General features: G+C 59.9%; 23 protein-coding genes. 12 read left to right on the plus strand and 11 right to left on the minus strand.

Annotation, left to right across the window (positions count from 1 at the left end; genetic code table 11):
• Positions 1-58 precede the first annotated feature (58 nt).
• The 5 genes from ercA (at position 59) to UIA24_RS20790 (ending at position 5,721) form a co-directional block, all read left to right on the plus strand.
• Positions 59-1,222, plus strand: coding sequence for an alcohol dehydrogenase-like regulatory protein ErcA (gene ercA / locus UIA24_RS20770; RefSeq protein ID WP_065759911.1), 1,164 nt, complete (start codon positions 59-61; stop codon positions 1,220-1,222).
• Entirely contained in the window at positions 1,206-2,873 is a 1,668-nt protein-coding gene (locus UIA24_RS20775; RefSeq protein WP_065759912.1) for a PAS domain-containing hybrid sensor histidine kinase/response regulator, read from the plus strand. The genes ercA and UIA24_RS20775 overlap by 17 nt, the downstream gene beginning before the upstream one ends.
• Positions 2,874-3,208: 335 nt before the next feature.
• A complete protein-coding gene (locus UIA24_RS20780; RefSeq protein WP_065759913.1) occupies positions 3,209-3,613 on the plus strand; it encodes a TraR/DksA family transcriptional regulator in 405 nt (134 codons plus the stop codon).
• 548 nt (positions 3,614-4,161) lie between these two features.
• A complete protein-coding gene (locus tag UIA24_RS20785) occupies positions 4,162-5,391 on the plus strand; it encodes a methyl-accepting chemotaxis protein (RefSeq protein WP_442963056.1) in 1,230 nt (409 codons plus the stop codon).
• Between the two features lie 114 nt (positions 5,392-5,505).
• The gene (locus tag UIA24_RS20790; protein ID WP_330523791.1) at positions 5,506-5,721 is read left to right on the plus strand and encodes a hypothetical protein; all 216 of its coding nucleotides are present in this window, start codon (positions 5,506-5,508) and stop codon (positions 5,719-5,721) included.
• Positions 5,722-5,731: 10 nt separating this feature from the next.
• On the opposite strand, the gene UIA24_RS20795 is transcribed toward UIA24_RS20790, so the two are convergent.
• Complete coding sequence (locus tag UIA24_RS20795) at positions 5,732-5,935, minus strand: hypothetical protein (protein WP_099775316.1); 204 nt, start codon at positions 5,933-5,935, stop codon at positions 5,732-5,734.
• 318 nt (positions 5,936-6,253) lie between these two features.
• On the opposite strand from UIA24_RS20795, the gene UIA24_RS20800 reads away from it, so the two are divergent.
• Both UIA24_RS20800 and UIA24_RS20805 read left to right on the plus strand, forming a co-directional pair.
• Positions 6,254-6,721, plus strand: a complete 468-nt coding sequence (locus UIA24_RS20800; RefSeq protein ID WP_065759917.1) for a hypothetical protein — start codon at positions 6,254-6,256, stop codon at positions 6,719-6,721.
• Positions 6,718-6,927 carry a hypothetical protein gene (locus UIA24_RS20805; RefSeq protein ID WP_065759918.1) on the plus strand — a complete coding sequence of 70 codons (210 nt, stop codon included), beginning with the start codon at positions 6,718-6,720 and terminating at the stop codon, positions 6,925-6,927. Before UIA24_RS20800 ends, UIA24_RS20805 begins: the two co-directional genes overlap by 4 nt.
• Positions 6,928-6,931: 4 nt before the next feature.
• Here the strand turns inward: UIA24_RS20805 and UIA24_RS20810 are convergent, their stop codons facing one another.
• The 7 genes from UIA24_RS20810 to UIA24_RS20840 form a co-directional block, all read right to left on the minus strand.
• Entirely contained in the window at positions 6,932-7,297 is a 366-nt protein-coding gene (locus tag UIA24_RS20810) for a Na+/H+ antiporter subunit G (protein ID WP_330523792.1), read from the minus strand.
• The gene (locus tag UIA24_RS20815; protein ID WP_065759920.1) at positions 7,294-7,572 is read right to left on the minus strand and encodes a K+/H+ antiporter subunit F; all 279 of its coding nucleotides are present in this window, start codon (positions 7,570-7,572) and stop codon (positions 7,294-7,296) included. The genes UIA24_RS20810 and UIA24_RS20815 overlap by 4 nt, the downstream gene beginning before the upstream one ends.
• Positions 7,569-8,057: a Na+/H+ antiporter subunit E gene (locus tag UIA24_RS20820; RefSeq protein ID WP_065759921.1), complete on the minus strand. Its 489-nt coding sequence runs from the start codon at positions 8,055-8,057 to the stop codon at positions 7,569-7,571. The genes UIA24_RS20815 and UIA24_RS20820 overlap by 4 nt, the downstream gene beginning before the upstream one ends.
• Entirely contained in the window at positions 8,054-9,733 is a 1,680-nt protein-coding gene (locus UIA24_RS20825) for a monovalent cation/H+ antiporter subunit D (protein WP_330523793.1), read from the minus strand. The genes UIA24_RS20820 and UIA24_RS20825 overlap by 4 nt, the downstream gene beginning before the upstream one ends.
• Complete coding sequence (locus UIA24_RS20830; RefSeq protein WP_330523794.1) at positions 9,730-10,074, minus strand: Na+/H+ antiporter subunit C; 345 nt, start codon at positions 10,072-10,074, stop codon at positions 9,730-9,732. The genes UIA24_RS20825 and UIA24_RS20830 overlap by 4 nt, the downstream gene beginning before the upstream one ends.
• Positions 10,074-12,986 (minus strand): monovalent cation/H+ antiporter subunit A, encoded by a 2,913-nt coding sequence (locus UIA24_RS20835; RefSeq protein WP_330523795.1) that lies wholly within the window; start codon positions 12,984-12,986, stop codon positions 10,074-10,076. The genes UIA24_RS20830 and UIA24_RS20835 overlap by 1 nt, the downstream gene beginning before the upstream one ends.
• A 150-nt stretch (positions 12,987-13,136) precedes the next feature.
• Positions 13,137-14,078 carry a DMT family transporter gene (locus UIA24_RS20840; protein ID WP_065759925.1) on the minus strand — a complete coding sequence of 314 codons (942 nt, stop codon included), beginning with the start codon at positions 14,076-14,078 and terminating at the stop codon, positions 13,137-13,139.
• 82 nt (positions 14,079-14,160) lie between these two features.
• Between UIA24_RS20840 and UIA24_RS20845 the strand changes: the two genes are divergently transcribed.
• Complete coding sequence (locus UIA24_RS20845; RefSeq protein ID WP_065759926.1) at positions 14,161-14,724, plus strand: helix-turn-helix domain-containing protein; 564 nt, start codon at positions 14,161-14,163, stop codon at positions 14,722-14,724.
• 15 nt (positions 14,725-14,739) lie between these two features.
• Here the strand turns inward: UIA24_RS20845 and UIA24_RS20850 are convergent, their stop codons facing one another.
• Positions 14,740-15,297, minus strand: coding sequence for a cysteine hydrolase family protein (locus tag UIA24_RS20850; RefSeq protein ID WP_330523796.1), 558 nt, complete (start codon positions 15,295-15,297; stop codon positions 14,740-14,742).
• A 106-nt stretch (positions 15,298-15,403) separates the two neighbouring features.
• Between UIA24_RS20850 and UIA24_RS20855 the strand changes: the two genes are divergently transcribed.
• From UIA24_RS20855 to UIA24_RS20870, 4 genes are all read left to right on the plus strand, one after another.
• Entirely contained in the window at positions 15,404-16,384 is a 981-nt protein-coding gene (locus UIA24_RS20855; RefSeq protein WP_330523797.1) for a GlxA family transcriptional regulator, read from the plus strand.
• Positions 16,385-16,462: 78 nt separating this feature from the next.
• On the plus strand, positions 16,463-17,884 hold the full coding sequence (locus UIA24_RS20860; RefSeq protein WP_330523798.1) for an FAD/NAD(P)-binding protein: 1,422 nt from the start codon (positions 16,463-16,465) through the stop codon (positions 17,882-17,884).
• 173 nt (positions 17,885-18,057) lie between these two features.
• A complete protein-coding gene (locus UIA24_RS20865) occupies positions 18,058-19,218 on the plus strand; it encodes an aminotransferase class V-fold PLP-dependent enzyme (RefSeq protein ID WP_330523799.1) in 1,161 nt (386 codons plus the stop codon).
• 57 nt (positions 19,219-19,275) lie between these two features.
• On the plus strand, positions 19,276-21,084 hold the full coding sequence (locus UIA24_RS20870; protein ID WP_330523800.1) for an aminopeptidase P family protein: 1,809 nt from the start codon (positions 19,276-19,278) through the stop codon (positions 21,082-21,084).
• A gap of 61 nt (positions 21,085-21,145) precedes the next feature.
• Here the strand turns inward: UIA24_RS20870 and UIA24_RS20875 are convergent, their stop codons facing one another.
• Positions 21,146-21,427, minus strand: coding sequence for a hypothetical protein (locus UIA24_RS20875; RefSeq protein ID WP_065759932.1), 282 nt, complete (start codon positions 21,425-21,427; stop codon positions 21,146-21,148).
• 183 nt (positions 21,428-21,610) lie between these two features.
• On the minus strand, positions 21,611-22,498 hold the full coding sequence (gene rhtA / locus UIA24_RS20880) for a threonine/homoserine exporter RhtA (protein ID WP_099775307.1): 888 nt from the start codon (positions 22,496-22,498) through the stop codon (positions 21,611-21,613).
• Positions 22,499-22,705: the final 207 nt, after the last annotated feature.

The following is a 22,705-nucleotide window of genomic DNA, read 5'->3' on the forward strand; positions in this document are numbered from 1 at the left end:
CAATCCCGGTCCGATGCTTTAGGCTGGCGCTATCTTAAAAGAAACAAGAAGGCGTTGCATGAGCCCGAACCTGAGCCAGTTGCGTAAATTCGTCTCCCCGGAAATCATCTTCGGCGCCGGCTGTCGGCACCATGTGGCCAACTACGCCAAGACCTTTGGCGCACGCAAGGTGTTGCTGGTCAGCGACCCTGGGGTGATCGTGGCGGGGTGGGTGGCTGATATCGAAGCCAGCCTGCGTGAGCAAGGCATTGAGTACTGCCTGTACAGTGACGTGTCGCCCAATCCTCGGGTCGAGGAGGTCATGGCCGGCGCTGAGCGTTACCGCAGTGAGCAGTGTGATGTGATTGTCGCCGTCGGTGGCGGTAGCCCGATGGATTGCGCCAAGGGCATTGGCATCGTGGTCGCGCATGGGCGGCATATTCTGGAGTTTGAAGGGGTCGATACCATTCGCGTGCCGAGCCCGCCGCTGATCCTGATCCCGACCACGGCCGGCACCTCGGCGGATGTCTCGCAGTTCGTGATCATTTCCAACCAGCAAGAACGGATGAAATTCTCCATCGTCAGCAAGGCAGTGGTGCCGGATGTGTCGTTGATCGACCCGGAAACCACCCTGAGCATGGACCCATTCCTTTCCGCCTGCACCGGTATCGATGCGTTGGTGCATGCCATCGAGGCTTTTGTCTCTACCGGCCACGGGCCGCTGACCGATCCCCATGCCCTGGAAGCGATGCGCCTGATCAACGGCCACCTGGTGCAGATGATCGCCAACCCCGGCGATATCGCCCTGCGCGAGAAGATCATGTTGGGCAGCATGCAGGCCGGGTTGGCGTTTTCCAACGCCATCCTGGGGGCGGTACATGCCATGTCCCATAGCCTGGGCGGTTTTCTCGACCTGCCGCATGGCTTGTGCAATGCGGTGTTGGTTGAGCACGTCGTGGCCTTCAACTACAGCGCCGCCCCCGAGCGTTTCAAGGTAATCGCCGAGACCCTCGGTATTGATTGCCGCGGTTTGAACCATAACCAGATTCGCCAGCGGCTGGTTGAGCACCTGATTGCCCTCAAGCATGCGGTGGGCTTCCATGAAACCCTTGGCCTGCACGGTGTTGGCCTGTCGGATATCCCGTTCCTGTCGCAGCATGCCATGGATGATCCATGCATTCTGACCAACCCGCGTGCCTCGAGCTTGCGTGATGTCGAGGTGGTGTATGGCGAGGCCCTCTGAACCTCGGGCCGATGCCCTTGCCGGGCTGTTAGGGCTGAGCAACCACACCGTTCGCAAGAGCCACTACCCGGAGTTGGCCGTGCGGCTGGAGGAGCTGGAGGCCGAGCGCAATCGTTACAAGTGGCTGTTCGAGCACGCGGTACACGGGATTTTTCAGGCCAGCCTGGACGATGGCCTGCGTGCCGCGAACCCGGCATTGGCACGTATGCTGGGTTACTCGGACCCTCAGGCTGTGTTGTTTGCTCGCAGAGACCTGGGAGGGCATTTGTTTGTCGGTGGGCCGACGGAGCTGTTGCAAATTACCCAGGTGTTGCAGCGAGACGGCGCCTTGCTGGGCTATGAGACACAGTTGCGTCGCCGTGATGGCAGCAGTATCGACGTGCTGATGAACCTGCTGCGTCGACCGGATGAAGAGGGCCTGGTGGAGGGCTTTGTTGCCGATATTACCGAGCGCAAGCAGGCTCAAGAGCGCATGCAACAGCTCAACGATGAACTGGAGCAGCGCGTCACCGAGCGTACCAATGAATTGATTGAGGCTCGCGATGCGGCCCAGGCCGCCAACCGTAGCAAGGACAAGTATCTGGCTGCGGCCAGCCATGACCTGTTGCAACCATTGAATGCGGCGCGGCTGCTGATTTCTACCTTGCGTGAGCGACCTCTACCGGCCACCGAGCAGGTGTTGGTCGAACGCGCTCATCAGGCGCTGGAAGGCGCCGAAGACCTGCTTACCGATTTGCTCGATATCTCCCGGCTGGACCAGGCCGCGATCAAGCCGGACCTTGACCTGTATAGCCTCGATGAGGTGTTGGCCCCATTGGCGTCGGAGTTCCAGCCGGTAGCGGAGGCGGCAGGGCTGAGCTTGCGGGTGCGTAGCGGTCAGCGGGTGATTCATACCGATTTGCGCTTGTTGACGCGGATCCTGCGCAACTTCCTCAGCAATGCCTGCCGATACACCGAGCACGGACGTGTGTTGTTGGGGGCCAGGCGATGTGGTCATTACCTGCGACTTGAGGTGTGGGATAGCGGTAGGGGGATTGCAGCCGATCGCCTGGAGTCGATTTTTCTGGAGTTCAATCAGCTCGACGTTGGTCGTGCGGCTGATCGCAAGGGGGTTGGCCTGGGGTTGGCGATTGTCGAGCGTATTGCCCGCATACTCGACTGCCAGGTGCGTGTGCGTTCCTGGCCGGGGCGCGGCTCGGTGTTCAGCATTGATGTACCGCTGACCCACGATTTGCCACGCCCACCGGCGGCAGCCGTGTTGCCGCAACCCAGTATCGGCAATCCATTGCCGGGGCGCCGTTTGCTGGTGCTGGACAACGAGCTGAGCATTCTCCAAAGCATGGCCTCGTTGCTTGGCCAGTGGGGGTGTGAGGTGCTGACTGCTACAGACCGTGAGAGCGCGCTGGAGGTGCTTCAGGGGCGTGAGCCGGAGCTGATCCTGGCGGACTACCACCTCGACCACGGAATAACAGGCTGTGATGTGGTCATGGACCTGCGGGCGCACTTTGGGCGGCCGATTGCCGCGGTGATGATCACTGCTGATCGTAGCGATCAGAGCCGTCTGGCGATGCAGCGCCTTGGGGCTCCGTTGTTGAGCAAACCGGTGAAACCGGGCAAGTTGCGTGCGGTGTTGAGTCAGTTGTTGGGGTAGTGTGCATTCACGTGAATGCACAAGAAATTGTTACAGTATCTGAACGGTTGGTTCCCGGGAGCCGGGGGCGGGTGCTGCCGTTTGTCTCTTGCAGTACGCCGGCTAGCCCTTTTATTTGCTATAAAGCCTGCGCTCTCGGGCCATCAGGTGAGTATGACCCTTGGTTTTTTCGGGTGCATCCACTGTCTTTTATGTTGCTGAGTACGAATCTCGGCCTTAGACTGCCGCCCCCTGTAAATTGAGTGCCGGATGGTGCTTGAAGAATTCCGCTGAGCGCGCTCGTCGCGAGCAGCACCCGATTCGCCTTAATGCACGTATTTTTTATAGAGAAATCAATGACAAAGGAAAAGTTGCTGGCCATGCCGGCCGATGACTACATGAATGCCGAGCAACTGGCCTTCTTCACCGACTTGTTGCAGTCGATGAAGATCGAAACCCAGGAGCGTATCGAACAGAGCCGTGTAGCCATTGAAAGCCTGGACTCGCCTGCCGATCCTGCCGACGCTGCCTCGGTCGAAGAAGAGCGCCATTGGCTGGTCAACGCCATCGAACGTGATCAGCGCCTGCTGCCACAGCTGGAGATGGCGCTGGGCCGAATTGCCGACGAAAGCTTCGGCTGGTGCGATGACAGTGGTGAGCCAATCGGCCTGAAGCGTCTGCTTATCAGCCCGACCACCAAGTACTGCATCGAAGCGCAAGAACGCCACGAGCAGATCGACAAGCACCAGCGTCAGATCTGACGTCAGCACGGGTGTAGCTCAAGGCCCCAGGGATCAAACCCCGGGGCCTTTGCGTTTCTTGTCCTGTATCAAGCACAGTCGTATTAGGTCCAAGGAAGCATAGATAATGGCTTTATAGTGGCGTTTAATGGCGTCACAAAAACGACAGTGTCTATGGAGCTTGAACCATGATGCGAGAAGGATCTCTGCCAGAGGCCATGCTAACACCGCGCCATTCACCCATTGCCAGGCAGGGGTGGGCGGGGGTCGCGCTGCAAAGTCTGGTACTGCTGGTGCTGTTGGCCGCGATGGCATTTGCCGGGCTGTCGTTCTATGTCTGCGCGCCACTGGCTTTGTTGACCCTTGTGCTGCCGCGTTTTCGCCGGCGCGAACCGGATGAAGTGCATCGTGCAGTCGATCCGCTCACTGAGCTGACCCGTGATCTTTCGCGAACTACCAGTCATAACGCCTTGTCGGCAGCGGGTGTGGCATTTTCTGTGAAGCAACTGGCCGGCAAGCTGCAATCGCAACTTGCTTCAGCCGCTCAGATTGTCAGTAGCGCACACGTCATGATCGATACTGAGCAAGCGACCTCGCACCTCAGCCAGCAGGCCTTGGCTGCCGCCCGTGAAGCACACCAGAGCAGTGCTGCCGGGCGTTCGGTGCTTGCGGAGTCGATCCAGCGGATGCATCAGTTGAGTGCCCGTGCCAGCGAGAGTCGCGAGTTGATCGAGGCCTTGCATCAACGCAGTGAAGACATTGCGCGGGTCACCCTGGTGATTCACACCATTGCCAGTCAGACCAACTTGCTGGCCCTGAATGCGGCTATCGAGGCTGCCCGCGCCGGTGAGCATGGGCGCGGGTTTGCGGTCGTTGCCGATGAGGTGCGCGGCTTGGCCGGGCGAACGGCAACGGCGACTGAAGAGGTCGGGCTGATGGTTGCCGATATCCAGCAACGCACGGCCCAGGTCGTGGAGCAGATTCGTGAGTTGTCTGATGACCTGCACACGGGGGTCGATCAGGTGGAGCACACCGGTGAGCAACTCGACAGCATTGCCGGGCTGGCCGCGGGCGTAGAGCAGCAGATCAGCGAGATTGCCCAAGGGACAGAAACCAACATGGCCCAACTCGACAGCCTGTTCCGCGCTGTCGAGCAAATGCGTAGTGATCTGCAGGTCAGCGACCAACAGACCCGGCAACTGGCCAAGGCTGCGGTGCAAATGGAAGGGCAGGCCGAGAGCATCAGTGAACGCTTGGCGGAGGTCGGCCTGGACGAGTATCACCAGCGCATCTACGATCTGGCGCGCGAGGGGGCGCAGAAAATGGCCAGGCAGTTTGAGGCCGATGTCGCACAAGGCCGTATCAGCCTGGATGACCTGTTTGATCGGCACTATCAGGCGATCCCCGGTACTCGGCCCGTGCGTTATCGCACGCGCTTTGACCAGTACACTGACCAGGTTCTGCCGGCCATCCAGGAGCCTTTGTTGAAAGAGCACGAAGGCTTGGTGTTTGCCATTGCCTGCACGCAACAGGGTTATGTGCCAACGCACAACGCAGCATTCAATCAACCATTGACCGGCGATGAAGCGGTTGATACTGCGCACAATCGCAGCAAGCGCAAGTTCGATGACCCGACGGGTATTCGATGTGGCAGCCACCAACAGGCTGTTTTGCTGCAGACCTACACCCGCGATACCGGTGAGCTGATGCATGATCTGTCTGTGCCCATTGAGGTTCATGGGCGTCATTGGGGTGGCTTTCGCCTGGGTTACAAGCCGCAGGTAGCGGCTGTGGGCTGAGTGTTTTGTTGCGGCTGATGTAAAACTGCTATGCAGGCGATAGCTTTTTCCCGAGAGGAACGGGTTTTATCATGGCCCTATCGTTAGTTTGCTAATGACGTTCCGGAGGGAATCATGCATAGCAAGGTCGATGTAGCCGTGATGATCGGTTCTGGTGTGCCTGCATCGATGCAGGCACTTGGCAAGCGAGTATGTTGGGTGGTGCTGGTCAATGGCGAGCGTCGAGGCACCGCTTTTGCCAGCCGCAGCGAGGCTCAGGAATGCCGCGCCGCGTGGCTGGCTCAGTTGAACAAGGCTGCCAGGGTGGGTGCGGCTCGCCACGCCAGCTGAGCGCACGCCTTCAGCGCTCAAGGTCACGCGCCAGTGCGCAGGCTTCCGTGTGCTGACGGCGAAAGCCTTTGACCCGCCCGGTGGTGTACTCGGTTATGTGAAAGAATCCGATACCTGCAGGTACCACGACGAAGCGGGGAGGCTTGGCAGGGTTTCGACTTTCTACGCCACAATACGCGTTGGCCTCTCGACGGAATTCAGTGTTTTCGTGCATATTCAGCTTCCTGTAGTGCATGAGTGATTGTCAGGACACCCCCGCTGATGGGGCTGTTCTTTCAGCTATCGCATGTCTGATGCGATATTGCTGTCAGAAAAAGCTTCCTTGATTGAGGAAATCTGCTGAGAATTCGCCAAAAGGCTTATGCCGGCAGGAAATAGTTAACTTTCCTTCAGGCTTGGGTGTTTATCTGCACGGGATAATCATTCGCTAAACCACTACTATCTTAGCCATTCAAAACAACGTGCCTTGGCCATTGCGCGGCATTGCTGCCAGCGTTGGCAGGGGCGTGATCAGTCGTTGAGGAATTTTTCATTGGCAGTCAGCAATCTGGATATGCAGGCCCTGTTTGTGCTGGGCGATCTTCGGGCCAAGCTGGTCAAACAGTTTCAATCGCGTTTTGTCTATGTCACTGAACAAAGTGCCGAAGGCCTTTACATGGCCGAAATCGACACTGAAGAGGCGTTGGTCGTTGATGACAAGCAGCGTCTGGAGTTAAAGGTCGGCGACCACTTTCGCGCGGCGGTACTGCCCAGTCGTGAGGGCGGTAAGTTGGAAGTTCGATTCCGTGACATCAAACATACGGTTTATGGTCTGGGCGACTATGCCTTCGTATCGACCCCGGACGGCAACGGAATCGTGTTACGTGAAGGGCAGAGTGTGGTGCTGATATTTGCGGCCCATGCACAACTGCAGGAAGGCTTGAGCAAGATTCTCAAGGCGGCCACCGCCAAAGCGGCCAAGTGGCGCAAGGGCGAGATGACCTTCAAGGCCAGCGAATGACGGATGTCGGCACTGAACGGCGTGGTCGGGCCGAGTTTCATGCGCAGCACCAGGCGCAGGCGCGCGAATTGGCTGAACAATGGCTTGCGCAGCGTGCACAACTTAAGGCCGCCTGGCTTGATTGGGTTGCCGCGCAACTCTACCAACTAAGCCCGCCGGAGTTTGCTTCGATGGTTAGACGTGAGCTGCAACGCCTTAGCACGTGATCTATCAGTTACCCCTGTCGCGCCCGCTACTGATCTCTTCCGGCACAGGCTCATTCGCCATGCGTTTGCGGAAAAGTGCCGCTCGCGCCAGCAGCAGTGTGGTGACCGGTACGGTAATCGAAAGCAGGATCGGGATCAGCCAGGCATGTAGAACCGGCATGTGCTTGAGACCGGAGAAGTACAGGATCGAGGCCAGGGCCACACACCAGGTCCCCAGCGTCGAGGCAAGGGCTGGTGGGTGCATGCGCTGAAAGAACGTCTTCATGCGCAGCAGGCCGAATGCGCCTATGAATGCAAACACACTGCCGGTTAGCAGCAGTGCCGCGGTAGCCAGCTCAAGCCAGAATGGCAATGCATTGAACTCGCTCATTCGATCACCTCACCGCGTAGCAGGAATTTGGCCAGGGCGAACGAGCCGACAAAGCCGAACAGCGCGATCAGTAGCGCGCCTTCAAAGTAGGTATCACTGGCGTAGCGAATGCCCAGCACCAGCATCATCAGCATGGCCAGGATGTACAGGTAGTCCAGCGCCAGTACCCGGTCTTGCGCCGATGGGCCTCGGAACAGCCTGACCAAGGTCAAGGCCATGGCCATGGCGAAAATGAACAGGCTGGCGAGAATGGCGTTGGCGAGCAGGCCTGTCATTCGAAGATCTCCATCAGCGGGCGTTCGTAGGTGTGCTTGAAGTGCTCGATGAATTGCGTTTCGTCGTCCAGATCAAAGACATGCAGCAACAAGACACTGCGGTCCAGCGCCAGCTCCGACCAGATGGTGCCAGGGACAACCGTTGTGATCATCGACAAGGCTGCTAGCCCGTGAGCATCGCGCAAGTCCAGTGGAATGCGCACGAAGGCCGACCGTGGTGGGCGCTGGCCGGCAGTCAGGACACTGCGAGCCACTTGCAGGTTGGAGCTCAGCACATCCAGACCAACCCGCAGGATCAGGCGTACGATGGTCGCAGGTTTGCGAATGCTCACTGACTGTGGTCGCAGGGGGGCCATCAGTAGCGGTGCGAGCACGCCAAGCAGCGCGCCCAGCAACAGGTTGCCGGGGCTTATCGAAAGGTTCAATACCAGCCACAGCAACCACAGCGCCAGCGATATCAGAGGGGCAGGGAGCAGGCGCTTCATGGCTGCACCTCCTCAGGTACAGCCAGCGGGCCTGCCACTGGCCGTGTAGCGAACACCGCAGAAATGTACTGCTGCGGGTTCTGCAGGCCGTTCGCAGTGTCCTGCGTGTAGCGTAACAGTGGCTCGGCCTGGATGCTGAGGAGTACGCACAAGCCGAGCAGGGCAACAATCGGCAGGCATTCCAGGCGCCTTAGTACTGGCGAAGGGCGTTCCTGTGGTGTCCAGAAGCGCTTGATGCCGACGCGCGCCAGGGCAATCAGTGAGGCCAGGCCCGAGAGCACCAGCAGTGCCAGCAGTGTCCAGCCGGTCATCGGCAACGGCTGTTCGGTCGTGATGCCGAGGCCTTGCGGGTTGAGCAGGGCGCTGATCAGGTTCAGTTTGCCGATGAAACCCGATAGCGGTGGCATGCCGATCACCAGCAGGGCGCAGGCGATGAAGCTCAGGCCGAGAAACGCCATGGCCCAGGGGATGACTTGGCCGACAACGGCCTTCTGATCATCGTCCAGGTTGATGCCTTTGGGCAGTTGGGGTGGCTCGGGTGGCGCGGGCAGGGTGTCGCCGTCGTCATCCAGCGGAATCTCGTTGACCGAACGAGAGCGTTCGATCAGTTCCGCAAGCAGGAACAGTGCGCACAGCGCCAGCGTCGAGCTGACCAGATAGAACAGCGCCGCTGCGGTCAGGGCGGGTTGCCCGAAGCCTATCGCGGCCAGCAGCGTGCCTGCCGAAACCAGGATGCTCAGGCTGGCCATACGTTCAAGACGCTGGGCGGCGAGTATCGACAGTGCGGCACAACCCAGGGTTGCAAGGCCGCCGTAAACCAGCCATTCACCACCGAAGAATGAAGACTCACCGGCTTGCCCGGAAAACAGCAAGGTCCAGAGACGCAACACGGTGTAGACGCCGACCTTGGTCATGATTGCGAAAAGTGCGGCCACCGGGGCGCTGGCTGCCGAGTACGCCGGTACCAGCCAGAAATTCAATGGCCAGATGCCGGCCTTTGCCAGAAAGGCGATGGCCAGAATCGCGGCGCCAGCATGCAGCAAGCCTCGGTCGGCCTCAGGCACCAGTGGGATCTTGATCGCCAGGTCGGCCATGTTCAGGGTGCCGGTAACACCATAGAGCATCGCTGCGCCAATCAGGAACAGCGATGACGCGACGAGGTTGACGGCAATGTAATGCAGGCCGGCCTTGACCCGTGCCCGTCCCGAACCGTGCAGGATCAAGCCATAGGATGCCGCCAGTAGCACCTCGAAAAAGACGAACAGGTTGAACAGGTCTGCCGTCAGGAAGGCCCCGTACAGCCCCATCAGCTGGATCTGGAAAAGGGCATGGAAACTGGCTCCGGCGCTGTCCCAGCGGGCCATGGCGTAGAGCAGCGCGCTAACCCCGACAATGCCGGTAAGCACCAGCATCATTGCCGCGAGGCGGTCGACTACCAGCACAATGCCGAATGGTGCGGGCCAGTTCCCGGGCAGGTAAACACCCATCGAACTGGCATGCCCCTGTGTGTGTACCCACACCAGTAGCACCACGGAAATGCCCAGGCCAAGCAGGGTTGAAACCAGGTTGATACGGGCCTTGAGTGGCCGTCGCTTTTCGCCGAGCAGCAGCATCAGTGCTGCAGTCATCAGAGGCAGCAGGATGGGGGCGACGATCAGTTGGTTCATCGCATTCATTCACTCGGCTCCCGGCCATCGACGTGGTCAGTGCCGGTCAAGCCACGTGACGCCAGCAGTACGACCAGAAACAAGGCGGTCATGGCGAAGCTGATGACGATTGCCGTCAGTACCAGGGCTTGGGGCAGCGGGTCGGTGTAGTTGAACAGGTCCTGCGGTATGCCGTCCTTGATGATCGGTTCCTTGCCAATGAACAGGCTGCCCATACTGAAGATGAACAGGTTGACGCCATAGGACAACAGGCACAGGCCCATCACTACCTGGAAGGTCCTTGGCCGCAGTATCAGCCATACGCCTGAGGCGGCGAGTACGCCGATGGCAATTGCAATGACTTCTTCCATCAGGCGGCTCCTGGTTGAGGGTTTTTCACGTGGCCACCGGGGCGATGGCTACGTACCGACTGGTGCGCCAGCGCGGTAAGGATCAGCAGGGTTGAACCGACTACGACCGTGAACACGCCGATATCGAAGAACAGTGCGCTGGCCACATGCAAGTCACCGATAACCGGCAGGTGAAGGTGGGCGGTGTGGGTGGTCAGGAAGGGGTAGCCCAGTAGCATTGCACCCACCCCGGTGAGGGTGGCGCAGAGCAGGCCGGTGCCCATCCAGCGCAGCGGGCGCAGGCTCATTTGCGCTTCGACCCACTGGGTGCCGGCGACCATGTACTGGAGGATGAAGGCCACCGACATCACCAGGCCGGCAACGAAGCCGCCGCCCGGCTGGTTGTGCCCGCGCATGAACAGGTACATCGACACCACCAGGGCAATCGGCAGCAGCAGGCGAACCAGGGCGGCGGGCACCATCATGAAGCCCAGTGCCGTATCGGCGGCGTGCCGTGGGTTGACCAGGTCGGTGACCACGTCCGGCGCCAGCAGACGCTGTTGTGCGGGTAACTCGATACTTTCGCGTGGCGGTCGGAAACGTCGCAGCAGGGCAAACACCGCGAGTGCCACGGCAACCAGCACGGTGATTTCGCCCAAGGTATCGAAGCCGCGGAAGTCCACCAGCATCACGTTGACGACGTTGCTGCCACCGCCCTCGGGCAGTGCTCGGCTCAGGTAGAACGAGGAGATGTCGTTGGGGGTAGGCCGGGTCAGCATGGCGTAGGACAGCAAGGCCATGCCGGTACCGACCAGCACTGCCAGCACCAGGTCGCGCAGGCGTCGCAGGCGGGCACGCTCCTGGCTGCCCAGTGGCGAGACGCCCTCGATCCGGCGTGGCAGCCAGCGCAGGCCCAGCAGGATCAGGATCGTGGTGACCACTTCCACGACCAGTTGGGTCAGCGCCAGGTCGGGGGCCGAGAACCAGACGAAGGTGATACAGGTCATCAGGCCACATACGCTGACCATGGTCAGGGCTGCCAGTCGGTGATACTTGGCTTGCCAGGCTGCACCGAGGGCGCAGGTAATTGCGATCAGCCAGAGGGCCACGAATACACCTGAGCCCGGAATCTTCGGCCGATCACCCCAACTCAGGCCGCTGTGCAGCATAGGCAGCAGGCCTGCGAGGAACGCGGCCAGTACCAGCATGAACAGTTGCTTTTGCAAGCGTCGGGTCGTGAGCAGGCGCTCGGCGCGGCGGGCCATGCGCATCAGCAGTACCTGGCAGCGCTCAAACAGTCGCTTGCCGTTGAAACGCTCGATGAAGGGTGGATGGGCAATGCGGCCGAGCTTGAACTGGTTGCGCAGCAACAGGTACAGCACGATGCCGCCCGCCATGGCAATCAGGCTCATGATCAGTGGTGCATTCCAGCCGTGCCAGATCGCCAGGCTGTATTCGGGCAGGGTGCCGCCGACTACAGGCAAGGCGGCCGCAGCGAGCAGGGGGCCTACGGACTGGGCTGGAAAAATACCCACCACCAGGCAGGTCAGTACCAGGAGCTCGACCGGTGCACGCATCCAGCGCGGTGGCTCATGCGGCGTGTGGGGCAGGTCGGTGGCCTGCGGCCCGAAAAATACATCCACCGTGAAGCGCAGGGCGTAGGCCACGCTGAAGGTACCGGCCAGTGTCGCGATAACCGGCAGGGTCGTTTCGACCCAGGCAGTGGAGGAAATGAACACGGTTTCGGCGAAGAACATTTCCTTGGACAGAAAGCCGTTGAGCAATGGCACGCCAGCCATCGAAGCACTGGCAACCATGGCCAGCGTCGCGGTAAAGGGGATCAGGCGAAACAAACCGCTGAGTTTGCGAATGTCACGGGTGCCGCTCTCGTGATCGATGATCCCGGCCGCCATGAACAGTGAGGCCTTGAAGGTTGCGTGATTGAGAATGTGGAACACTGCCGCGACGGCCGCCAATGGGCTGTTAAGCCCGAGCAGCAGGGTGATCAAGCCCAAGTGGCTGATGGTCGAATAGGCCAGCAGGCCCTTGAGGTCATTCTGGAACATCGCTGTGTAAGCGCCCAGCAGCAAGGTGCAGGCGCCCGCGCCGCTGACGATCCAGAACCATTGCTCGCTGCCGGCCAGCGCCGGCCAAAGCCTTGCGAGCAGGAACACCCCGGCTTTGACCATTGTTGCGGAGTGCAGGTAGGCCGATACGGGCGTCGGCGCGGCCATGGCATGGGGAAGCCAGAAGTGGAAGGGGAATTGTGCGCTTTTGCTCAGGGCGCCCAGCAGGATGAGGGGCAGCAGTACCGGGTAGAGGGCATGGCTACGTATCTGGTCACCGGCAGCCAGCACCGTGTCCAGGTCGTAGCTGCCGACCACATGGCCGAGCAGTAGCACCCCTGCCAGCAGGCACAGGCCGCCAGCCCCGGTAACCATCAAGGCCATATAGGCCCCGCGTCGTGCATCGCTGCGATGATGCCAGTAACCGATCAGCAGGAAAGAGAACAGACTGGTCAGTTCCCAGAAGAATACGATCTGGATTAGGTTGCCGGAAATCACCAGGCCGAGCATGGCCCCCATGAACGCCAGGAAAAACGCGAAAAAGCGCGGTACCGGGTCCTGAGGGGACATGTAGTAACGGGCGTAGAGCGAGACCAGCGTGCCGATGCCAAGCACCAGCAGGGAGAACAACCAGGCGAAGCCATCCAGGCGCAAGACCAGGTTCAGCCCAAGGCTGGGCAGCCAGCGCACTTCTTCGCGAATGATGCCGCCATCGGCAATCTGAGGGTATAGCAGCGCCACCTGTACGGTGCCGACAAGTGCAACAAGACCTGCCAGTAGTGACTCACTGTTACGCGCGTTATGCGGCAGGACAGCCGCCAGACAGCTGCCGATGAATGGCAGAAGCAGCAGAACTATCAAGGACATGGGTTTCTAATCTGCAGGAGTTTGTAAGGGATCATACGTGCCGGACCGTCGATCACCAACCCACAAGCTGTCGCAGAATCCTACAAGAACGGTGCATTAAACTATTTTTTTATAACAGTTTTTTTCAGGGATGGCGTGAAGCCTGCTGCCTCAACCCGGTTCGCGCTCTTGTTCGCGTACCTCTTCCTCGACGGACTTCTCCTCTCGACGTTTGACCTTCAATTCGCTGACCACTACCGCAATGACGATGAGCAATGCACCGACCAGCGCGGCGCCCGGCAGGCGCTCTCCCGCCAGCCGTCCGAAGACGCCGCCCCACACGGGTTCGCCCGCGTAGATGAGGGTGGCGCGGGTAGGCGAAACCGATTTCTGTGCCCAGTTCATTGCCACCTGGATGGCTGCGCTCATCGCACCCAGGCCGACGGCGCTGAGCACCAGTAGCCAGGAAAAGTCTGGCAATGCTTCCTGGGTCGGAACAATCATCAGGAATGACAGGGCCGAGGCCGTTGCCAGTTGTACGACAGTGACGCGGCGCACATCGACCTTGCCAGCAAAGCGGCTGATCAGAATGATCTCGGCTGCAATGGCGACCGCGCTGACCACCGTGGCGATCTCGCCGGGACTGAACTGCAACGAACGGCCGTTCGGGCCTGCCAGCAGCATGAGCCCGATGAATGCCAGGCTGATGCCGATGCTTGGCATGAGCCCGGGGCGACGGCCCAGAATCACCCATTGAAGCAAGGGCACGAATGGCACATACAAGGCTGTGATAAACGCCGATTGGCTGCTGCTGATGGTTTGCAGGCCAACTGTCTGCAGGCCATAGCCAAGCATGATGGAGACGCCAATCAAGAAGCCGGCCTTGAGTTCGGTGGTGGTCAGGCCGGACAGCGAGCGGGCCGATACCATGGCAACGAACAGTGCGGCAGCCGCAAAACGCAGGCCCACGAAGAACATCGGGCCACTGACGGTCATCACCTTGTGCACGAGCAGAAAAGTGCCGCCCCAGAGGACAGTGATGAAGATCAGTACCCACTCGGCTTTGCTTGGCCGGAAGGACACGGTCGCGTGTTGCGGGGCGCTTGAGGTCATGGTCTTGCACACGAATGATGGGCGACGCACAATGCGCCAAAGTGGGCAGTATACTGCGCACACTCTACCAGCGAGCAATATAGTGCACAAAGATTCGAATCACAGGGCGTCTGTGTTGCAGCACGTCAGTCAGAACATCCGTCGCCTGCGTCATGCTGCCGGTCTCAGCCAGACTGCACTGGCGGAAAAATCGGGTGTGAGTCGTCGCATGCTGGTTGCCATCGAGGCTGGCGAAAAGAACGTCAGCCTGACGACACTGGATCGAATAGCCGAAGCACTTGATGTCGCATTCAGCGATTTGATCCAGGCACCGGACAATCGCGATCCCAGTCGAATCAACGAACTGGCCTGGACGGGCGTTCATCCGGGCAGCAAGGCGATTCTGTTGGCCAGCTCCGCGGCCAGCCGCGAGGTCGAGTTGTGGGAGTGGCGCCTGGAGCCCGGCGAAGTGTACCCCTCCGAGGCCGATGCTGACGGGTGGAGCGAGCAGCTCTACGTATTTGAAGGTTGCCTGACCTTGTTGATCGAGGATCAGGTACACAGCCTGGCCGCTGGCGAATTTTTTACCTTCGCCAGCAACCGGATGCACGTCTATCGCAACGATGGTGAGGTGGCGGTACGCTTTGTACGCAATGTCGTGATCTGAGCGCTGCCCGGTAGGTCAGTCGCGTTGGGCGTCGAGGTATTCGGCTGTCGACACGACCTGCGCATAACCGAATGCCAGCGACGCCATATAGGCGGCATGCACCTGCTCAGCGGGTACTGTCATATCGTTGAACACCAGTGCGCGGGTAGCGCAGGCATCGTGAATGACTGTGGTCGCGTAGCCAAAGTCGGCCGCCGCGCGTGCTGCCGCGTCAATGCACATATGACTCATGCTGCCGACCAGGGTAATGGCGCTGACGTGGTGATCATCCAGCAGTGTCTTGAGCTCGGTATCCAGGAAGGCATTTACCTTATGCTTGAGAACCACCGGTTCATTTGCCTGGTTTTTTGCCTTGGGGTGTATCTGAGCACCCTCTGAGCCGGGCGTGAAGAACGGTGCGTCCGCAGACTCGAACTCATGGCGTACGTGAACCACCAGGTCGTTCCGGGCCCGCGCTGCTGCCAATACCTGTGCTGCGTTATCGGCAGCAGCCTCGGCACCGTCGAGGGGCCATTTGCCGCCGGGAAAATAGTCGTTCTGAATATCAATGACGATCAACGCGTGTCGGGTCATGTCGCTTTCCTTGTACTGGGAGTGGTTGTGACGTGGCGATAGTTATAGGCTTGATCGACAGGCTTGCAGATTGGCGCAACCGACAAATTGGCTGGAAAAACTGACAATGACTACCGTACGCGACACGCTGGAGATCGGCATTCTGGTGTACCCGGGCGCGCAGATGGCGGCCGTGCAGGGTGTTACCGACTTGCTGGCGGTCGCGAATCGCATGTCCGTCGAGCTCGGCGCGCTGGAGCGGCCGTTGTTGCGTGTCACTCACTGGTGTGAGGTCGATGGCGGAGGGCTGGTGGTCAGCTTTGATACGCATCCGCAGCGCGCTCACCAGCCGCGCGCCATTATCATTCCGCCAAGCCTCACCCAGGCGCCGGATCCTGAGTTGCTTGAGCGGTTCTGTGGCGACCTCAGGCAGTGGCACCGTGAGGGCGCCGTGCTGGTGTCGGTATGCGTCGGGGTGTTCTTTATTGCGGCAAGCGGCTTGCTCGACGGCCGCCCGGCAACCACGCATTGGAACTTTGCGCCGTCCCTGGCCCAGCGCTTTCCACAGGTGAAGGTCGAGACCCATTTGCCGTTGCTGGATGACGGCGACATTATTACTTCCGCAGGGTTGATGGCCTGGACCGAGCTGGGTTTCAACCTGGTCGAGCGCTTTCTGGGGGCTACCTTGGCGACGGAAACCGCCCGGTTTCTGGCCGTGGAGCGGGTGGTGACCGGGCAGCGTCCAGGCAGTGTCTTCAGCCCCTGCCTGGACCATGGAGACGAAGCGATTCTCAAGGTTCAGCACTGGTTGCAAGGCACCGGCGCCAAGGATGTCAGCCTCGAAGGGATGGCCGGTTATGCCGGCCTTGAGGAGCGTACCTTTCTGCGCCGTTTTCGTCGTGCTACCGGACTGAAACCGACCGAGTACTGCCAGCAGGTTCGCGTCGGGCGCGCGTGTCGCATGCTGGAGTTCACCAATCGCAATGTCGAGCAGATTGCCTGGGGTGTCGGGTATCAAGACCCTGGGGCTTTCCGCAAAGTGTTCCACAAGGTCATGGGGTTGGCGCCGAGCGACTATCGCAAGCGCTTTGGCGCGCCGTCGGCATGAACCTACTTTAGTACCGGTGTGGCTGCGTTTGCCGCCGTTTGCCGCTTATCATCCAGATAATTGCGCAAGGAGACGCGAATGCACGCACCATACGCTGCGACGTACCCGGATACAGTCATTGATGTACTCATTGTTGGGGGTGGCCTCAGTGGCGCGATGCTTGCTGCGCAACTGCTACGCCAGCCTGGTCAACGACGTATCGTCGTCGTTGAACCTCGGCCCGAGCTTGGTCGTGGCGAGGCCTACAGTGCGACTGAACCAGGGCATACCCTCAATGGCAATGCCGCGCGGATGAGTGTCGACCCAGATAACCCCGATGATCTGACCCAGTGGCTTACGCAGTGTATTCGGGAGGGCGGTTGGCCTGAGTCTGCCGAGCAACAGGTACCGATTGCCGAGTTGTTTCCGCCCCGTGGCCTGTTCGGCTGTTATGCGCGCCAACGTCTGGCTGACGCTGAGGTCATGGGTGCGCGTTCAGGCTCCAGAGTCGAGCACTTGCGTAGCGAGGTAGACGACCTGCACGTCGACAACGAGGGCGTGCTTATACAGTGTGCCGACGGGCGCCGGCTGCGGGCTGAGCGCGCTGTGCTGGCTACGGGCATGTTTACTGCCGCACGTACCCCGCGCCTTGGTGCAGAGGCGTTGGAGCAGACCACCCTTGACCCTTGGGATGTCTCGGCCATGCGTGGGCTTGATCCTCAAGGGCGAGTGTTGATCATCGGCTCCGGCCTGACCATGATCGATGCGTTGGTGTCGTTGCAGCAGGCTGGGCATCGGGGACCTATCGAGGTGTTTTCCCGCCATGGCCTGCTACCCCATGTCCGTCGGCAGCCCCCGACCTGGGTCGACTTCCTGGCAACTGACCCTGGCTTGCGTAGCCCCCGCCAACTGCTTCGAGCTGTACGTGAACAATGCCGCTTGGCGATTGCTCAGGGTGTCGACTGGCAGGCGCCGCTGGATACCGTCCGGCAACATATCGCCAGGCTCTGGAGCCAGGCCAGCGATCGTGAACGGCGCCAGTTTGTGCGTCATGTACGGCCCTGGTGGGAGAGTCATCACCACCGTTCAGCGCCGCCTGGCGCGGCATTGCTCCAACGTCTGCGTGACGAGGGGCGCTTGCGCATTCATGCTGCCTCCTGGCAAGGCGTCGACGCTGTTGAGGGCGAGGCGGTGGGTATTCGTTTGCGTTTCCGCGGTCAGCAGGTGACGACGCGTGTGACGGGGGCGGCACTGATCAATTCAATGGGTATCGAATACGATTGGCGCCGTGTTGATCGGCCCCTGCCGCAAAACCTGCTTGCGCGTGGCCTTGTTCAGCCTGGGCCACTGGCGTTGGGCATTGCTGCCAACCCGGACGGCGCTGTGCTGGATGCTCAAGGGCATGCCAGTGAGCGCTTGTTCGCCATTGGGCCGCCGTTGCGCGGTATGTGGTGGGAAAGTACTGCTGTCACTGATGTGGCGCTGCAGGCGAAAGCCTTGGCGCAGCGCTTGGCGATGTGACCTCTCTGAGGGTTGCTGTCAGGTGTCAGTAACGGGATTATTGGAATATAAATATAATAATTAATAATTTATTGTTCTAAGTGGTCTTGAGGCACTATCCGGGTGAACTTACCAGGAAGGATTGGCGCAGTGCTCGCTCTACAGCGGCGCGGCGCCAAGCAAGGGCTTGACCTATGAGCAATCTCCCGTTGTATTTCGACTACGCCGCCACGACACCTGTCGACGAGCGGGTCATTCAGGTGATGGTCGAGTGTTTGGGCGTATCTGGAAACTTTGGCAACCCCGCGTCCAGTTCGCATTGTTATGGGCAGCAGGCCCGTCAGGCGGTGGAGCGAGCGCGTGCTCAGGTTGCCAGTCTGGTGCGCGCTAAACCCGAGCAGGTCGTCTGGACGTCCGGTGCTACCGAGTCGAACAACCTGGCACTCAAGGGCCTGGCTCAGGGGCGCAGTGGCGGGCATATCATCACCAGCCTGATCGAACACAAAGCTGTGCTTGATAGTGTCAGGCAACTTGAACTGGCCGGGTTCGAGGTCACTTGGCTGGCGCCGGATGCTCAAGGGCTCATTACGCCGCAGGCCGTTGCGGGTGCGCTGCGAGACGATACCTTTCTGGTTTCGCTGATGCTGGTCAATAACGAACTGGGAACGCTCAACGATGTGCAGGCCATTGGCGAACACGTGCGTGGTCATGGTGCATTCCTGCATGTCGATGCGGCCCAGGCGGCCGGCAAGGTCGAGATCGATCTGGCGCGTTGGCCGGTGGACCTGGTGTCCTTCTCTGCGCATAAGGTCTACGGTCCGAAAGGTATCGGGGCATTGTATGTCGGTGAGCGTGCTCGCCCCGCGCTTCAGGCTCAAGTGCATGGCGGCGGGCATGAAGGTGGGTTGCGCTCAGGAACGTTGGCGACCCATCAAATCGTTGCGATGGGCGCGGCCTTCGCGTTGGCCGGCGAACTGTTCGACGAGGAGCTTGTGCGAATCAGGCGCTTGCGCACTCGCTTGCTGGAGCAGTTGGCTGGCGTGCCGGGGCTCGGCTTGAACGGAAGCCCTCAGCAGCGCATTGCTCATACGTTGAGCCTGACCTTTGCCGACAATAGTGTCGACCTGCACGCTCTGGCCGCGCGATTGGCGTTCTCCTCCACGTCGGCTTGCAATTCAGCCAGCAGTGCAGCGTCCCATGTGCTGCTCGCCCTTGGGCATGACGAGCAAGCCGCGCGCCGAACCCTTCGCCTGAGCCTGGGGCGCTACACCAGTGAGGCCGACATCGACCAGGCTGCAGCGGCCATCAAGGCCTCATCGCAGGCAGCGCCCTTCTGGGCAGTTGCCCAGGGCTGAGGGCTGTTCCATTATCTGCGACCAAGACCAATGGATGTCGTGGTAGCAGGAGTCAGCATGAACAGTCAGTCTTCAACGCAGGTGGCAGTAACGACGCGTTTGGCGCGTATGCGCGACGTGATGAGCCGGGAAGGTGTCGATGCGCTGTTGGTGCCGTCGGCCGACCCGCATCTTTCCGAGTACCTGCCAGGGTATTGGCAGGGACGGCAGTGGCTCTCCGGTTTTCATGGCTCGGTGGGGACGCTGATCATCACAGCGGATTTCGCTGGTCTTTGGGTGGATAGCCGCTACTGGGAGCAGGCCGAAAAAGCGTTGAGTGGCAGTGGTATAGCGCTGATGAAGTTGCTGCCCGGTCAGCCCGGCCCGCTGGACTGGCTCGCTGAGCAGGCGCCTGAGGGCGGTGCAGTTGCTGTCGATGGTACGGTCATGGCATTGGCATCAGCCCGGCAACTGGAGGCGCGACTCAAACTGCGCAATGTGCGGTTGTTGGCAGATAAAGACTTGTTGCTTGATGTGTGGGATGAGCGCCCGCCATTGCCAGCCAACCCGGTTTACCCACATCTGCCACCGTATGCGACGGTCAGTCGGGTGCAAAAGTTGGAAAACCTGCGTCAGACGCTTCAGGCGCGTGGCGCCGACTGGCATTTCCTCGCCACGCTGGATGACATTGCCTGGCTGTTCAACCTGCGCGGCAGTGATGTCTCTTACAACCCGGTGTTTGTGTCGTTTGCCTTGGTCAGCCAGGAGAAGGCAATCCTGTTCGTGGCCCTGAGCAAGGTCGACGAAAACCTGCGTCAGGTGCTCGAAGCCGATGGTGTTCATTTGCGGGACTACACCACCGCAGGTGCGGCTTTGGCCGAAATTGCCCCAGGCTGCTCGTTGTTGATTGATCCAGCCAAGGTCACTCTCGGTCTTGTGGCGAACCTGAACAACGATGTGCGGCTTGTGGAGGAGATCAATCCGACGACCCTGGCCAAATCGCGCAAAAGTGAAGCTGATCTGGCTCACGTCCGCCAGGCCATGGAGCAGGATGGCGCGGCGTTGTGCGAGTTTTTTGCCTGGTTCGAGTCGGCGTTGGGGCGTGAGCGCATCACGGAAGTGACCGTTGACGAAAAGCTGGGCGCGGCTCGAGCCCGTCGCCCCGGTTTCGTCTCGCCCAGCTTTGCGACGATTGCCGCCTTCAACAGTAATGGTGCCATGCCGCATTACCGGGCAACCGAGGAATCCCATGCAACAATCGAGGGGGATGGGCTGCTGTTGATCGACTCAGGTGGACAGTACCTGGGCGGTACCACCGACATTACGCGGATGGTGCCCATCGGCTCGCCAAGCGTCGAACAGAAGCAGGACTGCACCCGCGTACTCAAGGGTATGATCGCGCTTTCACGTGCGCGGTTTCCGCGTGGAGTGCTTTCACCCCTGCTCGACGCCATTGCACGGGCGCCACTTTGGGCTGAGCATGTCGACTATGGGCATGGCACCGGGCATGGCGTTGGCTACTTCATGAATGTGCACGAGGGCCCACAGGTCATTGCCTATCAGGCTGCGCCTGCACCGCAGACGGCAATGCAAGCGGGCATGATTACCTCGATTGAACCAGGAACCTACAGGCCAGGGCAGTGGGGCGTCCGTATCGAGAACCTGGTGTTCAACCGGGAGTCGGGGAAGAGCACGTTTGGTGACTTCCTCGAATTTGAAACCCTGACGTTGTGCCCGATTGATACGCGTTGCTTGCTGCCTGAGTTGCTGAGCGCCGAGGAGCGGCAGTGGCTCAACGCGTATCACGACGAGGTGTGTCAGCGATTGTCGCCTTTGCTCGGAGGCGATGCGCTGCAATGGTTGCAGGTGCGCACGGCGGCAATCTGATTGATTGACCGTGCAGCAACGGTAGAAAGTCGCCTGAGGGTAGCCTTCTACCGTGTCCGGGTCAGCGGCAGATCACGATCATGCTGCGACTGGTGTATCCCGCCGGGTTTATTCCAAAGACAAAATCCCCAGGCTCTCCTTCATCATCGCCAGATTTTGCGAGGACTTTATAGCCTTTGCTGCCGCATGAGCTTTCGGCTTTGCTGTAGCACTTGCTCCACGATGACGACAGGCCGGAACAATTGATGTGCAGCCCTTTTTTCCCGCGCTTGACCTCTGTCTTGGCGGTCGCGGCACAGCCTGCGATGGCCAAAATGGCTAGGATGAGCAAAATTCGTTTCATTCCTGTCCTTACTGCGTGCCCGAGCCTTCGAGCCGTCTACATAGCCGATGCATCCTTCCTGGCGCCTACAGCATCCTTGTCTGATAAATGAAAAACTTCAAGCTTGGCGTCAGGTTACAGCTTAAAGATGGCAGGTATTCGACACAATGACCTGCATCGATTTAGATGAAAGTATTTCTCATGTCAGTCGGCTGCAACCAAGGGTTGCGGCTCTCTACGCAAGGACAGTGTGGCGCCAGCAGACGCGGTGATGATCGCCGCGATGGCCAGCCACTGGGTCAGGCTGAGCACCTCATTGAGGAACAGCAGGCCGGAAAGCGCGCCAAAGGCTGGCTCGATGCTCATTAGTGTGCCAAAGGTCTTGGCAGGCATTCTGGTCAGTGCCACCATCTCCAGGCTGTAGGGCAGGGCGGTGGAGAGGATCGCGACGCCAATTGCTACGGGGATGAGTGCAGGGGATAGCAAGTCGGTGCCTGCATGCGCAATGCCGAAGGGCGCTACGACGAAAGCGGCGATCACCACCCCCAGCGCGGCAGTCTGAATGCCATTATCGGCGCCGGCTTTCTGGCCATACAGAATATAGAGTGCCCAGCAGACGCCCGCCCCCAATGCATAGCAGGCACCGACCAGATCGATGCCCGTACCTGTCTGGCCCACCGGGATAAGCAGCGCCAAACCAAGCACGGCAAGACCAATCCAGAGAAAGTCTACCGCGCGCCGTGATGCGTAGAGCGCTACCGCCAGAGGGCCGGTGAACTCCAGGGCTACGGCGATGCCAAGCGGCACGGTGCGCAACGACATATAGAAGAGGAGGTTCATACCACCCAGTGCCGCGCCATAGATCAACACTGTCTTGAGTGTGCTGGCGTTTAGCTTGGCGCGCCAGGGGCGCAGCAACAGCAGCATGATCACGCTGGCGAATATCAGGCGCAGTGTGGTCGTGCCTTGTGCCCCGATAAGGGGGAACAGGCTCTTGGCCAGTGAAGCGCCAGACTGGATCGAGGCCATGGCAATCATTAGCAGTGCAATGGGGAAGAGGGTTGTCGCCAGGCTGCGCGGTTGTGCATTCATGCTGCGGACGATGTCCTTTCTATATATAGGCTGAGGGAGTCGTCGTATGATGCGCGAACCCTTTGCCAATGAGCAATATAGTGCGCATCTTTCTTTTATCGGTTGTTTTCAATAATACGGCTTGACGCCTCGTTTCATCTCTCTATAATGCGCACCTCTTCCGGCGCAGTCGAAACGGAAAACTCCTTGGTAATCAATGAGTTAGAC

The organism is Pseudomonas sp. AL 58, from assembly GCF_036348395.1.
Classification (GTDB): domain Bacteria; phylum Pseudomonadota; class Gammaproteobacteria; order Pseudomonadales; family Pseudomonadaceae; genus Aquipseudomonas; species Aquipseudomonas defluvii.